We start from the raw sequence: 15451 nt of genomic DNA on the forward strand, positions 1-15451 counted from the left end.
CCTAGCCCAGAATAGGAAAATAACCTTTAGTTACCGTTGCAAAGCTTTTTTATTCCTGTTTCTTAGGTATAATTCTCGCAAAATATTAGTTTGGATTAACGTGAATGTTTCAGAACTTACAGGAACGCCTTGGTAAAACCCTGAAAAATATCAGTGGTCGAGGCCGATTAACTGAAGACAATATAAAAGATACGCTGCGCGAAGTGCGTATGGCACTACTCGAAGCGGATGTAGCCTTACCGGTAGTGCGTGAATTTGTAAAAACAGTTAAAGAACGTGCTGTAGGTGTTGAAGTCACTAAAAGTTTAAGCCCAGGTCAGGTTTTCATTAAAATCGTTCGTGAAGAACTTGAAAAAGCCATGGGTGAAGCAAACGAAGAGCTTAACTTAGCGGCACAACCGCCAGCGGTTATCATGATGGCAGGTCTGCAAGGTGCAGGTAAAACCACCAGTGTTGGTAAGCTTTCTAAGTTCTTAAAAGAGCGCAAAAAGAAATCTGTGTTAGTTGTGAGTGCCGACGTGTACCGTCCAGCTGCGATTAAACAGCTAGAAACCCTTGCTAACGAAGTTGATGTGGAATTCTTCCCAAGTGATATTTCACAGAAACCGATCGATATTGCCAATGGCGCAATTGACCACGCGAAAAAGAAATTCATCGATGTCGTAATTGTTGATACCGCAGGTCGTTTGCACGTTGATAACGAGATGATGGAAGAAATCATTGAGTTACACGGTGCGATTAAGCCGGTAGAAACACTCTTTGTTGTTGACTCAATGACAGGTCAAGATGCTGCGAATACCGCAAAAGCATTTGACGAAGCACTGCCACTAACCGGTGTTGTACTGACTAAAACTGACGGTGATGCCCGTGGTGGTGCTGCACTATCAATTCGTCATATCACAGGTAAGCCAATTAAGTTTATTGGTGTCGGTGAAAAAACTGATGCGTTAGAACCATTCCACCCAGATCGTGTTGCGTCACGTATTTTAGGTATGGGTGATGTGCTTTCTCTAATTGAAGAAGTCGAAATGAAAGTCGACAAAGAGAAAGCTGAAAAAATGGCGAAGAAGGTAATGAAGGGCGATGGCTTTACATTAGAAGACTTCGCTGACCAATTACGCCAAATGAAAAACATGGGTGGCATGATGGGCATGCTTGATAAGCTGCCGGGTATGTCAAACTTGCCAGATGCGATTAAAGACCAAGTTGGTGATAAAACCTTTAATCAAATGGAAGCCATCATTAGCTCAATGACGCCAAAAGAGCGTGAGCGCCCAGACATCATTAAAGGGTCTCGTAAAAAGCGTATCGCTGCAGGTTCTGGTACGCAAGTGCAAGACGTAAATAAGCTATTAAAGCAATTTACACAAATGCAGAAAATGATGAAGAAGATGAAAGGCAAAGGCGGCATGATGAAAATGATGCGCAATATGAAAGGCATGATGCCACCTGGCATGATGGGTGGCGGCGGCCCGAAATTCTAAACTTTGCAAAGTTGTTAAAAAAGCACCAGTTTTGGTGCTTTTTTTGTATTGATGTTGGTATAACTGTCACAAAGTAGCCAAAAGAGTGCATTTTAACTTGCAATCAGAGTAAAAATTCGTACAATTCTCGGGCTTCCCGTTAGGGAAGTAAAATTAGTTTTTATGTTAATGAAATCAATCAATCTATGTAGAGGACGGTATGGTAACTATTCGTTTGCAACGTGGCGGCGCTAAGAAGCGTCCATTCTATCAAATCGTGGTTGCGGATAGCCGTTTCTCGCGTGATGGTCGTTTCATCGAGAAAGTAGGTTTCTTTAACCCACTAGCTCGTGGTCAAGAAGAATCACTTCGCCTAGACCTTGATCGTGTAGATCACTGGGTAGGTCAAGGTGCAGGTCTTTCTGATCGTGTAGCTAAGTTAGTTAAAGACGCTCGTAAAGCGGCTTAATAGGCGTAATGTAACCATGAGTCAAGAGCAAGCCAAATTTATAGCAGGCAAACTCGGCGCCCCTTACGGCATTAAGGGTTGGCTTAAGGTTCATTCATTTACTGATGATCCCGAAGGGATCTTTGATTTCAGCCCATGGTTGATAGGGCAACAAGGAAACTGGCAAACCGTTGAAGTGGTCGACTGGCGTCGTCACAACAAAGGTTTTATCGCCAAGTTGGCAAATGTTGAAGACCGTGACCAAGCAAATGTGTTAACAAATGCTGAAATTGCTGTTTTTGAAGAACAATTGCCAGACTTACCTGATGGTGAGTTTTATTGGCGAGATCTCATCGGTCTTACTGTAGTAACTGATAAAGGTTACGATTTAGGTAAGGTCGACGACATGCTAGAAACAGGTTCTAATGATGTTTTAGTGGTTAAAGCTAACCCTAACGACGGATTTGGAAAAGGTGAACGTTTAATTCCATATTTAACCGAGAGCGTAGTGTTAAAGGTGGATTTAGATGCTAAAGAAGTTACCGTAGACTGGGATCCTAGCTTTTAAATGTCGCAACAGGCACACATGTGGTTCGGTGTTATTTCACTGTTCCCTGAAATGTTTGATGCGGTAACAAAGCAAGGTGTTACTGGTCGCGCAGTTAAAAACGGTTTAATCGATTTTAACTGTTGGAGTCCGCGTGATTATGCTTTTGATAAGCATAAAACTGTGGATGACCGCCCATACGGCGGTGGCCCTGGTATGCTAATGATGGTGCAACCATTGCGAGATGCCATCGATGCAGCGAAAGCTTCAGCGGGTGAAGGGGCAAAGGTAATCTATCTATCACCACAAGGTAGAAAGCTAGATCAACAAGGTGCGCAAGAACTTGCAAACCATAAAAAGTTGATTTTAGTGGCAGGTCGTTATGAAGGTATAGATGAGCGGTTAATTGAATCACACATTGACGAAGAATGGTCAATTGGTGACTTTATATTATCCGGTGGCGAACTCGCTGCAATGACATTAATCGATTCAGTATCTCGTTTAGTGCCAGGCGTGTTAGGTCACAATCAGTCTGCCGAGCAGGATTCATTTTCTGACGGCTTATTAGATTGCCCTCACTATACACGGCCAGAATTATTGGATGGTAAGCAGGTGCCCGCTGTATTGCTCAGTGGAAACCATAAAGAAATCGCTCGCTGGCGCTTAAAGCAACAGTTGGGTAGAACTTGGCTTAGACGTCCGGACTTGTTGCAAAACCTAGCTCTGACTGAGGAGCAAGCAAGGTTACTCGCTGAATTTCAGCAAGAACATAATGTTTGTGGCTAGAAGACAGTTACTCCTAGGAAATGTGAGAAATATAATGGCAAAAGTAAACCAAAATATTATTAAAGTGCTTGAAGATGAGCAACTTAAATCTGACGTACCAGAGTTCGGCCCTGGTGATACAGTAGTTGTTAAAGTACGTGTTAAAGAAGGTAACAAAGAGCGTCTACAGGCGTTCGAAGGTGTGGTAATCGCTAAGCGTAACCGTGGTCTTCACTCTTCTTTCACTGTACGTAAGATCTCAAGCGGCGAAGGTGTAGAGCGTGTTTTCCAAACACACAGCCCACTAATCGACAGCATCGAGCGCAAGCGTCGCGGTGCAGTTCGTCGTGCTAAGCTTTACTATCTACGTGAGCGTTCTGGTAAGTCTGCACGTATTAAAGAAAAACTTAACTAATACGTCTGAACTTTCAGAATCTAAACAGGCTGAGCTTTGCTCAGCCTGTTTTGTTTTTATAAAACAAAAAATTACCTATCAAACAAAGAACGTATCTACACAAGCCTACCAGATTCAACTCATTATTAACTTCGATAAACTCTTAATTGATGTGCGTTGCGGGTATTATTGAATTACACACCAAACCTTGGTAGTCACAGCAATACGAATTTACTCAACAAGCCTCTAATTCTTCGCACACTACTAACTATACTGTGGAGAGGTTTGCTGATTCACTTACTTGAAATTGTGATATTTGTATTATCTGATTTAGGCAACATCGTTGGTGAGCTGAATATTTGCATGTGATATTCAGGTTTATTGATGTGGAATAACCTCTTAAAAATAGCGACTCCAGAACTTAATGTCCTAAGTCTGTTAAAAATTCCGCGCTGTATCTAACAAGAAAGCTAACACCCTAGAAAGAGTTCTTAAATATGGGCTAAATAGCTAACTTGTATAACGTATTTAATTTTAACACTTTTACTCAGCGAGATAGCTTGATATTATTTTGTATATATTAATTTACTTGCTGTAAAGAAAGGTTTACTTTGTAATGGGCGCACTGAATACGTTAAGAGATCAAATTGATGAATGTGATAGGCAACTTGTTGAACTATTAGCTAAACGAAATCATATCACAGCTCAAGTTGGCGCTTATAAGCAACAACAAGGTCAACCCGTTTATGTACCATCGCGAGAAACCGAATTAATTGATGCACGGCGATCACAAGCAATTGCTGCTGGGGTAAGCCCAGAATTAGTCGAGGATGTATTGCGTCGACTTATGCGTGAATCTTACCAAAATCAACAACTCGGTTTAGCGTGCGTTGCGCCGCACTTATCGCCAATGGTGATAGTGGGTGGTAAAGGTGCAATGGGCCAATTGTTCATGCGTCAGTTAGAGCGCTCGGGTTATCAGGTGAACGTGCTTGATAAAGATAATCAAAGTGAGCGTGATAGTTTGTTATCTGAAGCACGTTGCGTGATTGTCTCTGTGCCAATTCATGCGGTTGAATCAGTTATTGCAGATATGCCAAAACTACACCCTGAGTGTTTATTGGTTGATATTACCAGCGTTAAATCATCACCACTCAAAGCGATGGAAATTCACCATCAAGGACCGGTACTGGCATTACACCCGATGTTTGGTCCCGATATTCCTCATTGGGTAAAGCAAACCGTTGTTGTTTGTCAAAATAAGCCCTGTGACGTAGCGAGTTCCTTACTTGAACAGCTTACCGTGTGGGGTTGTAATTTAGTGTCTATGGATGCTAAAAAGCACGATGAAGCGATGCAAATTGTGCAGGTAATGCGCCACTTAACGACCTTTGTTTATGGTCAATTTTTGGCGAAACAAAGCCATAGCCTTGAAGAAATAGAATCTTGCTCTTCGCCTATTTATCACTTGGAATTAATGATGGTAGGGCGCTTATTTGCACAGTCGCCAGAGCTTTACAGCGATATTATGTTAGCGCAATTTGAAGACGTCGCACCTTTGATGAAAGAGTATTGTGAGGTTTTCCAACAAACCTTTGAAAAATTGAAGGAAAATGATAAAGCGGGATTAATTGATGACTTTGCCGCTGCAAAAACCTTTTTTTCAGATTCTGCCAGTACCTTTTTAAGTCAAAGCAAAGCGTTATTGAGTAAGGCAAATGACGCGAAAGTGTTAGATTATTAAAAAGGGGCTTAGCGCCCCTTTTTTTATTCAGTTGCAACGCTTACGGCGCTCAACGTTTCACTTTGGTAACAACCAAGAATACGAATGTAGGCAGTCACTTCTTTAAGCGCATCTAGCGCTTTTTTAACTTCTGGCAAATCGATGTTTGCTTCTAGATCAACATAGAATACTTCTTCCCATGGATTCCCCGGTACTGGGCGAGACTCTAATTTTACTAGGTTAATGTTATGCTGTTTGAAAATCATCAGTGCATCAGCAAGCGCACCGGCTGACTGCTTAGTTGCCATAATTAATGTTGTTTTAGTCGGGATCTGCTTAGATACTTTAACTGCTTTACGCGCAACAACAATAAAGCGGCTGTGGTTATGGCTTTGATTGGCGAGGTTAGGCTCAAGTACCACTAATCCAGCCTTGCGAGCTGCGTCTTCAGATGCGATTGCAGCACCTGCATCATCTTGTAGCGCTTCTTTCAGTGCGCTTGATGTTGAGTCGCTGTAGGCCAGTTGTACGCCGCTTAAATTACTAATAAATTGGCTGCATTGAGCAAATGGTTGCGGGTGACCGTATATTTTCGTCACTTCTTCAATGGCAACTCCCGGGCTTGCTACTAAACAATGTTCTACCGCTTGTGTTAGTTCGCCAACAATCGATACCTGTGTGTGCTGCAATAGGTCATATACTTCGTTAATACTGCCTGAGCAGGTATTTTCGATTGGTAATAAACCAAAATCGGCCTGTCCAGTTTCTACTTTATTGGTGATTTCATTAAAGCTACTGCACCCTAGTTCAACAAGTTTGCCAGGGCGACGACTGAAGTATTTATGGCATGCAAGCTGGCTGTATGAGCCCTGACCACCCAAATAAGCAACGCGATTCGTTTCTGTGTGCAGATCTGGATTTAGGTTCTGCTGCAACATTGCTTGTTGATGCAGTACAGAATCTTCAATGATGGTTTGAAACACACGATTTACGTAATAACCGTCAAGCCCCAGTGAACTGCCATAACTAATGAGTTTTTCTAGTAACGCCTGTTCACGTTGCTCATCACGGATCGGTTTGTTGTTGGCAATTTTATACTCAACAACGCCGTGGCTGACGCGACGTCTTTTGGCGAGTAAGACTAGTAACTCCGAGTCTATCTCATTGATATCCCGACGTAGGGACTCAAGTGCATTGGACATTTTCTTTTCCTCATTCCCAATTGCAAAAAAAAACCTCCCAGTGGGAGGTTTAGTTTGACTTTAGCTTGTTCGTGACAAAGTCGCCTCCCGAGTTACGGATGGTGAAAAAAGAAGCTAAAGTTAAAGATTAATTTGTTCATATACCCGAATTTAGAAATAAGTGTTGTTAAAGTCAACAGTAAATTGAGAGTAACTTATGCCAAAACAGATTTTTTCATTATTTATTATGGCTTTTTTGCAATAAACCGAAAAAAAGGTGTAGAAATTAGTGAGATTCTTTTATAGTTCCAAGCACCACAATCAACGAGTTGCAGCAGAAGTAAGGTTACATTGTGAACTCTAAACATTTGGATGCGAGTTTTGGCATTAACGCACTTAGTACCAAGTTATCCATATTAATATCAGCCATTTGTTTAATAGCTGGATTATCTGCTGCGTACTTGATGGTTAAATCTGAGCGCAAACAACTGCTTTTTGAAGAGTTTGGTGTGCTAACAGAGTTATCGAAGCCATTTGTTAGCCGTTTTGAAAACCTACTTAATGAGAAAAAGCGCATCGCAATTGATGCCAATACCATAGTTACAGAAGCCCTTTATTCCGAAAGCGCGCTTGCTGAAAAAATCGTGCCGAGTAAGTTGGTTTTTGGTAAAGACGGCAGTATTCGCAGCTCTTCAAGTACCAATGTTGCGGGTGTTCGTTCTGCGGCTTTCCTTCCTCAGCAAAGCTATAGTCACGAATATAAACGTATTTTTTCGCAAACAGAAAAAGTATGGTCGCAAATCGCGCCGATTTTAACCGACGAAACCTTTTTTAATTTTTACTTTATTAGCCAAGACCGTTTTATTCGCATATCGCCACCAAACTGGGCGTTAAATGTGCCGGCAAGCCATGACTTTAGGCAGGATGTTTTTTACGAAATTGGAACGCCTGAATTTAACCCTAACTTAGAAGCAACCTGGACCCCCATTTATTATGATGACATTTGGGAGCGCTGGGTTATTAGCCTTATTGTACCGTTACATTATGGCGGAGAATTTAAAGGCGTTACTGGCAGTGATATTGAGTTGCCAAAGCTGCAGGCGATGTTCCCTGACAAAGTGGGTGATGCCAAGCTGTTTGTGTTAAACGGCAAAGGACAAATTATTCAGTTTGAAGGTAAAACAGATATTATCAATCGCCTCAGCGGCAGCATGAACGATTCGTTGGATACTAAAAACCAGTTACCAGATGAATTGCGTAATCAAGTAGACCAACTATTAACAAGTCAGCGTCATGAGTTGCAGGGTGAATTTGCCATTGACGACAGCAAGCATATTTTCAGCATCAAAAAGTTTAGTGATTTTGATTGGTATATTGGTGTTTATAAAACCCATTCTGAAGCACTTTCGGCGATTGATGAAATAGAAGTAAAGTTTTTTGGCTTGTTTATTTTATATGCTGTGTTGGTCGTATTGTTGCTGCATCAAACGCTTTCTCATTTAGTAATTAAACGTATTAAAGCATTGGTTGCAAGCTCGCGAGAAGTTGCAAGAGGGCAATTTACTACGGCGCAAAACCTAACGGTTAACAAAGACGAAATCGGCTTGCTCAATTTTGAGTTTGGCGCAATGGCAGGCAAGCTCGAAAAGACCATGCGTGATTTACGCCAAGAGCTAGATGAAAAAGAGCAAGCAGAGCAGCGCGCAAGAAGATTATCAAAAGCCGTTGAATTCTCTGGTTCAGCTATCGTAATTACCGATGAAAATCTCAATATTGAATACGTGAACCCTAAATTGCTTGAAATGACAGGGTTTGAGAAAAGTCATTTTATTGGACAACCATTACTTGTATTAATGGAACCCGATATGATGATTTTGGTTGAGGATATCGTTCAGGACTTACTTTCGCGCCATCACTGGAAAGGTGACACGTTACTGCATAACAATGACAAACGTGCACTTTGGGTGTCGTTATCTGTTTCACCAATTCGCGATGATAACCACAAAGTTTATAGCTATGTTGCTTCTGCGCAAGACATTTCCTTTGTAAAAGAAAGTCAGCGCAAAATGGAACAGTTGGCGTATTACGACACGCTAACAGGGCTTGCCAACCGTGCGTTATTTAGAATGCAGCTTAAAAAATCTTTAGCCTTAGCATCGCGCGGCCATTACTCGTTTGCTCTGTTCTATTTTGATTTAGATGAATTTAAACGTATCAATGATACATTAGGCCATGATGCGGGTGACCAACTGCTGTTGGAAGTAGCACAACGCCTACAAAAGCGTCTTCGAGCTGAAGATACCATTGCCCGTCTTGGTGGTGATGAGTTTGCTGTGTTGCTCAGTGGTATCGATGACCGCGAAAAAGCCACAGAAGTGGCACTCACCATCCAAAATACCTTAAGCCAGCCAATTCGCTTAGGTAGTAACGAGGTGATTGTTAGCGCCAGTATCGGTATTACAATGGCATCGGATCAAAGCCCTGAAGAAGATGTGTTACTGAAACATGCCGATCTTGCAATGTATGAAGCAAAAGCGTTAGGTAAAAACACTTATTACTTCTATAACGACACCCTTGATGCCGCGGCAAAAGAGCGATTATTTATTGAAAATGAACTGCGCATAGCGATTAAAGAACAACAGTTCGAGCTTTATTATCAACCGCAAATTGATATTACCAACGAGAAGATAGTCGGTTTTGAAGCACTGATCCGCTGGCACCACCCAACACTTGGGCATATTGCGCCAGATAAGTTTATTCCAATTGCTGAAACAACTGGGTTAATTGTTGAATTAGGTGAGTGGGTATTGTGGGAATCGTGTGCATTTGCTCAGCGTATGGCGCTTAAAGATCATGAGAGCAGCATCTCTATTAATTTATCAGCACGCCAATTTAAAGATACGAGTCTAATTCCTTTACTAGAAAAGGTGATTAAGAAAACAGGTATCGTGCCTGAGCGCGTGCACCTAGAATTAACTGAGAGTATGCTAATGGGCGATGTTGAAGGCTCTATTAAGCAAATGCATCAATTAAAATCGCTTGGGCTATCGTTGTCGATAGATGACTTTGGTACGGGATACTCGTCACTCAGTTATTTAAAACGCTTCCCACTGGATATCTTAAAAATTGACCGCTCATTTATTAAAGATATTCCAGAAGATAGCAATGATATGGAAATTACTGCAGCAATTATCGCTATGGCGCAAAAGCTTAATTTAGAGCTGGTTGCTGAAGGCGTTGAAAGCGATGAACAAATTGAGTTTTTAAAGCTGAATAAGTGTGATGTAGTACAAGGTTATTATTACAGTAAGCCGGTACCAGAACATGAGATTTCGTTGATGATAGATAAAATGAAAGGTATACACTTTTAGCGTTTAATTTGGTGATGGCTAGCTGCCATCACCAAGCAATGTCTATTATCCGCCTGCAATTTTCACCTTGAAGCCTTGCTGCTCAAGCAAACCCTTCAACTTATCGCGGTCATCGCCTTGAATTTCAATGATACCGTCTTTGACTGCACCACCTTGACCCATTTTAGACTTTAAAGTTTTGGCTAGCTTCTTTAAGTCATGAGCGCTTGGATCAATTCCAACAACGAGCATCACTCCTTTGCCTTTTCGTCCTTTTGTTTGGCGTTCAATACGCACCGCACCGTCTTTAAATAATTTTACATCGAGCTCAGGTGCTTCTTTTGGCTGTTTTATTCTTCCGGTTTCTGTGGAATAGACTAAATTTGAGTCTGACATAATAAATCCAAGTAAATACGCATGACGCAAGTTTATCATAATTTTGCAACCATATTATTGTTCAATTTATTTTTAGTTTTTTTAAGATAATATTTGCAAATTAGCGGGTTAAGTACTTAATTTAAGTAAAGCGAATGGCGTAAATTTAGCAGGCATTAGGACATTCCAAGGAGAATTAAATGAGTTTGAATAAGGCTCTATCGCCAGATGGCAAATTATTTACGATTGAGATTAAAGGCAAGTTTGACTTTAACTTAGTACAATCATTTAGGAGCGCATATGCCGATGTTGGCGTAAGTACTCCAAAAGTAATTATCGACTTACGTGAAACCGATTACATGGATAGTTCGGCACTGGGAATGTTATTAAATATGAAAAAGTCGTTAGGCGACTCTGTGAGCAGTATTCATATTACAAATTGCAGACCTCAAATTAAGAAAATTTTACAAATCTCTCGTTTTGATAAAAAGTTCGACATCGACTGAGCCATGAAAATTCTGGTTGTCGATGATCAGGAGCTAAATCGTAACTTACTGCGTTTTATGCTAGAGCAAGAGCAGCACCACGTTGCCCTTGCTTCGGACGGAGAAGAAGCACTAACGGTTTTCGATAAGTTTTCTCCCGACTTGGTTTTGCTTGATGTTGTAATGCCTAAATTGGATGGCTTTGAAGTAGCGCCGTTGCTAAAAGCCAAATCTGCAGATGTATATCTTCCTATCATTTTTATCACCGCATTGGATGACAAAAGCAGCCTAGAAAAATGCTTGCAGGTTGGTGGTGATGACTTTTTGAATAAGCCTTTCGATAAAGTAATTCTTTCGGCAAAAATTAAAGCCCATGCGCGGACACGCGAATTCAGTATAAAAACCTACAAACAAAACCAAGAACTTGCTTACTATCAGCTACATACTGAACGCGAACACGAGCTAGTTGAACATATTTTTGAAAATGCGCTGGAAAAGCGCTTTTTGTTACCTGAACTTGTTGAATTTAATTTATCGCCGGCATCCATGTTTAACGGTGACTTATTTTTAATGGCACCGAGTTGTACCGGCGGCATTTATGTCTTGATGGGGGACTTTACCGGCCATGGGTTAGCAGCGGCGATGGGAGCGCTTCCAGCATCAAAAATCTTTTATTCAATGACGCAAAAAGGTTTACCTGTTGGCGATATTGCCGCTGAATTAAATTCAACTCTCAGTGAATTATTACCAGGCAACATGTTTTGCGCGGCAACGATTCTTGAGCTAAACAGCTCGGGTCGATCATTTTCAGCTTGGTTGGGAGGGCTTCCTGATAGTTTTCTGTTGAGTAAAGAAGGCAAGGTTAAGCAGAAGCTAACATCGCGCCATATGGCATTAGGTATACTCGAAGAATACGAATTTGAACGCGATACTATTTACGTAGAAACGGAATTAGATGACAAAATTATCTTGTATACCGACGGTGTCATCGAGGCAGAAAATACCAAAGGCGAATTTTTTGGTGAAGAACGATTACTGCGCAAGGTGACGGCTTCATCGTTTACTGAATTAGGCTCCATTGTTGACTCGGTTAGGCGTTTTACGGGTAAGCAAGATCAGCAAGATGATTTAAGTTTAGCGTTGGTAAAATGCAGACCATCAAATATTGAGCCCCAATTGAGCGATGAATACATGACAACGCCGTTAAACATGGCAATGACATTAGATGCAGAACGCTTAAAACAAACTGATCCAGTTGTTGATGTTGTTGAAATGATTTGTGCGATGAAAGGCTGTTCTGAGCATCGCTCTAATTTGTTTTTGCTGATCTCTGAAACATTTAACAATGCACTAGAACACGGCGTATTAGGGCTCGAGTCCTGTTTAAAAGATAGTGATGAAGGGTTTTGTGAGTACTACGAACTTCGTGCTGAGCGATTAGCAGAGCTTTCGGCAGGGGCGATTAATATTGATGTGAGCTACTTACCAGAAGACCCCAAAATAAGTTTTACAATAACGGACTCAGGTGATGGTTTTACAAGGAAGAATATTGCTAATGACGACAATAATTTTCATGGCCGTGGCTTGGGCTTAATTAAAGAGATTGCTGAATCAGTTTCACAAAATGAGAGCGGAAATAGCATCACTGTAACGTACTCACTATTACATAATTAAAGTGGTACCATTATAAAACAGCATGTTAAAAGCTGCTTTGATTTGTTACTTTGCCATATTTATTTTTTATAAAAACAAAAGGTTAGGTGGTCTCAATAAAAAGTGCCAAATTTGCAGTACAAGCTACTACGCTCAATTGGTTAGCACATTTAAAATGTCCATTTGATTTTCTATTCACCTTATTTGTAACGGCCCATAAATGCCATTAACTACGTAATCTAAATTTATTTGTAATTTAAGTTAAGAATAGTATTGCATAAACCAATATAAGCCATGTAAACTTTATTTTTTAAAAGATGTTTAGATGGCTATATGGCTAATTCAATAGATTTTTCAGATTACGTTTTAGATACGCAAAAAGTGGCTGATTTCCGTCAATTAATTGAAAATGAAATTACGCAAACAGATCACTTGGATATTACGTGGCAGTACCTTATTCCTGAATTGGGCGAGGGCGGAACCTGTAGCTTATTCGGTCAGTTGCAAGAAGCGCCGTTTGATCTTACGCAGCATGTAGATAAGCGCCAAAAAAATGTTGATGCAATGGCTGCACTTGCTCGCATCGTTAAATTTGTTGAGCAACAAAACCTAATTGATTGGTTTGGTATTTACCAATCACGCTCGATTGATAATCAAACGCAGCTACTTAAATTAAGCTATTTTGGCAAACCAAGCCGCCCACTTTTTCCTGTTGATGAAGACTATGCGCGTATTAGCAACAATGCCTTTGTTGCGCTTTATGGCAAAGGACGCGTGATTAACAACGTAGAACACTATGTTGCTAATGGCGGCGAGTACTATACTTGCGATCCCGCAGTTAAATCGGAAGTTTGCCTGCCTTACTTTTCGAAATCTGGCGAAGTACTTGGCATTATTGACGCCGAAGCGTTTAATAATGATGTGTTTACGAGTGATGCACTAGCTTTACTACAGGCTGTATGTGAAATAGTACCCAATTACTTACCTGAATAATCTAAAGCAAAAAGTTCTATTGATTATCGCCATGAAATTTTCTTTAGATACTTCTCCACAACAGAGAGTATGGTAAGCTAGGGCTTCATCCCATAGCAAAAATTCAATTTAAGAGATAACTATGTTTGCAAACTTAAAGCCATTACCAACGGATCCAATTTTAGGTTTGATGGCCAAATATCGCCAAGATACAAATCCAAATAAAATCGACTTAGGCGTTGGTGTTTATAAAACAGAACAGGGTGATACCCCAATTTTAAGCTGTGTAAAAAAAGCTGAAGCGTTTCGTTTAGAAAATGAAACAAGTAAATCATATATTGGCTTAGCTGGTGATTTAGGTTTTTGTGCAAAAATGGAATCTCTATTACTGGGTGAGCATAAAGCGCTTTTAGAAAACCGTGTTCGCACAGCGCAAGCACCAGGTGGTACAGGTGCTCTACGTGTTGCTGCAGAATTTATCGCAAAAGCAAACCCAAATGCGAGCGTATGGGTAACTACACCAACATGGGCAAACCATATTGGTTTATTCTCAGCTGCTGGTTTAACAGTTAAAGAATATCCGTATTACGATTACGAGAATAAAGGCTTATTGTTTGATGAAATGATGGCCACCTTAAAGACAGTTCCTAAAGGCGATATCGTGTTGTTACACGCATGTTGTCATAATCCAAGCGGTATGGATTTAAACGCAGAGCAATGGCAACAAGTTGCAGATCTTGCAAAAGAAGTTGGTTTTACGCCGTTAATCGATATTGCTTATCAAGGTTTTGGAATCAGCCTTGAACAAGATGCGGCAGGCTTACGTTTATTAGCTGAAACAGTTGATGAAATGATCATTTGTTCTTCTTGTTCTAAAAACTTTGGTCTATATCGCGAGCGTATCGGCGCGTGTTCAATTATTTCAGAATCGAGCGCAGTTGCCGACGTTGCTAACTCAGTACTATTAAGTGTTGTGCGCAGTATCTATTCAATGCCGCCAGCTCACGGTGCTGCAATTGTTGATACTATTCTTGGTAGTGAAGAGCTAACTGCCGAGTGGCATCAAGAGCTTGCGGAAATGCGTAATCGTATTAATGGTTTACGTAGTACGATTGTTGAGGCGCTTCATAGCCGTGGCGTTGCACAAGACTTTTCATTTATTGAAAAACAACATGGTATGTTCTCTTTCTTAAGTATCACGCCAGAGCAAATTGAACGTTTACAAAAAGAGTACTCAATTTACATTGTCGGCTCAAGCCGTGTAAATGTAGCAGGCGTTAGCCAAGCAAACTTAGATTACTTTGCCGATGCAGTTGCAACTGTAATTAAGTAAATTTACGCATAAATAAAAAAGCCACCTTCACGGTGGCTTTTTTATTTAACTTACTTTTTTAATATCAGTTACTTTTGCTTTATTGTTAGGCGGGGTTGGTTTTCCCCCTTTTAAAGCTGCAATAAATTGGTCTTTACGTTTTGCCATTTCAAGGGCCAGCGCTTCATTTTGTTGCTCGCTTAACGGCACATCAACTTCACCAAGCATGGCTTCAAGTGCTTCCGCAATATCCAACATTTTGTCATATGCGTCTGCCTCTTTTTTTGATGTAAATGTCATGCGTTCGACTCCATCTCTAACTACTTTGTAACATACCTCAACGGCCATATTGCACCTTCTTAACTGTTGTTTTATACAGTACTATAGCAGTAACGAAAAAAAAATAAAGTGTAATTATAATCACACCTTACAGAACCCCGCTGTGGTAAGCAATTTTAGCGACTAAATGCTTGATAACATTGCACCGCTACAGCAAGTACATTAATCTTACATTATGTAAAAGATTAAGGGGTTCTAATGTCAATTGATCAGATAACAACGTTTCTCGGTTGGGCGACCATTGCTAATTGTTTAATCGTTAGCGTTAGCATGGTGATTTTTTTACTTTTTCGCAGCACCATTGTCAGTATTCACAGCCAGCTATTTAACGTAGAGCATAAAGCATTGAATGTAGTTTATATTCAATATTTTGCTTTTTATAAGATCTTAATTGTTTTCTTTAATCTCGTTCCTTATTTAACTCTTAAGTTAATTATGTGATTT

15 protein-coding genes and 1 other annotated feature are annotated in these 15451 nt (G+C 40.5%); of the genes, 12 read left to right on the top strand and 3 right to left on the bottom strand.

The genetic code is table 11. The features are described from left to right. Nucleotides 1–104: 104 nt before the first annotated feature. From ffh to tyrA, 6 genes are all read left to right on the top strand, one after another. Nucleotides 105–1484 (top strand): signal recognition particle protein, encoded by a 1380-nt coding sequence (gene ffh / locus PSPO_RS04440; RefSeq protein ID WP_010560631.1) that lies wholly within the window; start codon nucleotides 105–107, stop codon nucleotides 1482–1484. 199 nt (nucleotides 1485–1683) lie between these two features. Next, nucleotides 1684–1932 (top strand): 30S ribosomal protein S16, encoded by a 249-nt coding sequence (gene rpsP, locus PSPO_RS04445; RefSeq protein ID WP_010560630.1) that lies wholly within the window; start codon nucleotides 1684–1686, stop codon nucleotides 1930–1932. Nucleotides 1933–1948: 16 nt separating this feature from the next. Beyond that, nucleotides 1949–2479 (top strand): ribosome maturation factor RimM, encoded by a 531-nt coding sequence (rimM, locus tag PSPO_RS04450; protein ID WP_010560629.1) that lies wholly within the window; start codon nucleotides 1949–1951, stop codon nucleotides 2477–2479. 18 nt (nucleotides 2480–2497) lie between these two features. After that, entirely contained in the window at nucleotides 2498–3244 is a 747-nt protein-coding gene (gene trmD / locus PSPO_RS04455) for a tRNA (guanosine(37)-N1)-methyltransferase TrmD (protein WP_010560628.1), read from the top strand. Nucleotides 3245–3278: 34 nt separating this feature from the next. Then, nucleotides 3279–3638: a 50S ribosomal protein L19 gene (gene rplS / locus PSPO_RS04460; protein ID WP_010560627.1), complete on the top strand. Its 360-nt coding sequence runs from the start codon at nucleotides 3279–3281 to the stop codon at nucleotides 3636–3638. Nucleotides 3639–4233: 595 nt separating this feature from the next. Then, nucleotides 4234–5361 (top strand): bifunctional chorismate mutase/prephenate dehydrogenase, encoded by a 1128-nt coding sequence (gene tyrA, locus PSPO_RS04465; protein ID WP_010560626.1) that lies wholly within the window; start codon nucleotides 4234–4236, stop codon nucleotides 5359–5361. A gap of 23 nt (nucleotides 5362–5384) precedes the next feature. Here tyrA and PSPO_RS04470 read toward each other — a convergent pair whose 3' ends face one another. Beyond that, nucleotides 5385–6542 (bottom strand): chorismate mutase, encoded by a 1158-nt coding sequence (locus tag PSPO_RS04470; RefSeq protein ID WP_010560625.1) that lies wholly within the window; start codon nucleotides 6540–6542, stop codon nucleotides 5385–5387. Between the two features lie 24 nt (nucleotides 6543–6566). Further along, nucleotides 6567–6683: a sequence feature (Phe leader region), on the bottom strand. Between the two features lie 191 nt (nucleotides 6684–6874). Here PSPO_RS04470 and PSPO_RS04475 point away from each other — a divergent pair. Further along, nucleotides 6875–9892 (top strand): EAL domain-containing protein, encoded by a 3018-nt coding sequence (locus PSPO_RS04475; RefSeq protein WP_010560624.1) that lies wholly within the window; start codon nucleotides 6875–6877, stop codon nucleotides 9890–9892. A gap of 45 nt (nucleotides 9893–9937) precedes the next feature. Here the strand turns inward: PSPO_RS04475 and yciH are convergent, their stop codons facing one another. After that, a complete protein-coding gene (gene yciH, locus PSPO_RS04480) occupies nucleotides 9938–10267 on the bottom strand; it encodes a stress response translation initiation inhibitor YciH (protein ID WP_010560623.1) in 330 nt (109 codons plus the stop codon). Nucleotides 10268–10446: 179 nt separating this feature from the next. On the opposite strand from yciH, the gene PSPO_RS04485 reads away from it, so the two are divergent. The 4 genes from PSPO_RS04485 to PSPO_RS04500 all read left to right on the top strand — a co-directional run bounded on the left by PSPO_RS04485 (nucleotide 10447) and on the right by PSPO_RS04500 (nucleotide 14689). After that, nucleotides 10447–10752, top strand: coding sequence for an STAS domain-containing protein (locus PSPO_RS04485; RefSeq protein ID WP_010560622.1), 306 nt, complete (start codon nucleotides 10447–10449; stop codon nucleotides 10750–10752). Between the two features lie 3 nt (nucleotides 10753–10755). After that, nucleotides 10756–12405, top strand: a complete 1650-nt coding sequence (locus PSPO_RS04490; RefSeq protein WP_010560621.1) for an ATP-binding SpoIIE family protein phosphatase — start codon at nucleotides 10756–10758, stop codon at nucleotides 12403–12405. A 312-nt stretch (nucleotides 12406–12717) separates the two neighbouring features. Then, the gene (locus PSPO_RS04495; protein WP_010560620.1) at nucleotides 12718–13377 is read left to right on the top strand and encodes a GAF domain-containing protein; all 660 of its coding nucleotides are present in this window, start codon (nucleotides 12718–12720) and stop codon (nucleotides 13375–13377) included. 121 nt (nucleotides 13378–13498) lie between these two features. Further along, nucleotides 13499–14689, top strand: coding sequence for an amino acid aminotransferase (locus PSPO_RS04500; RefSeq protein WP_010560619.1), 1191 nt, complete (start codon nucleotides 13499–13501; stop codon nucleotides 14687–14689). A 45-nt stretch (nucleotides 14690–14734) separates the two neighbouring features. Here PSPO_RS04500 and PSPO_RS04505 read toward each other — a convergent pair whose 3' ends face one another. Continuing rightward, nucleotides 14735–15016 (bottom strand): YebG family protein, encoded by a 282-nt coding sequence (locus PSPO_RS04505; protein ID WP_040642448.1) that lies wholly within the window; start codon nucleotides 15014–15016, stop codon nucleotides 14735–14737. A 189-nt stretch (nucleotides 15017–15205) separates the two neighbouring features. Between PSPO_RS04505 and PSPO_RS04510 the strand changes: the two genes are divergently transcribed. Next, nucleotides 15206–15448, top strand: coding sequence for a DUF6868 family protein (locus PSPO_RS04510; RefSeq protein ID WP_010560617.1), 243 nt, complete (start codon nucleotides 15206–15208; stop codon nucleotides 15446–15448). The last annotated feature ends 3 nt before the right edge of the window (nucleotides 15449–15451 follow it).

This window comes from Pseudoalteromonas spongiae UST010723-006, from assembly GCF_000238255.3.
Classification (GTDB): Bacteria; Pseudomonadota; Gammaproteobacteria; order Enterobacterales; family Alteromonadaceae; genus Pseudoalteromonas; species Pseudoalteromonas spongiae.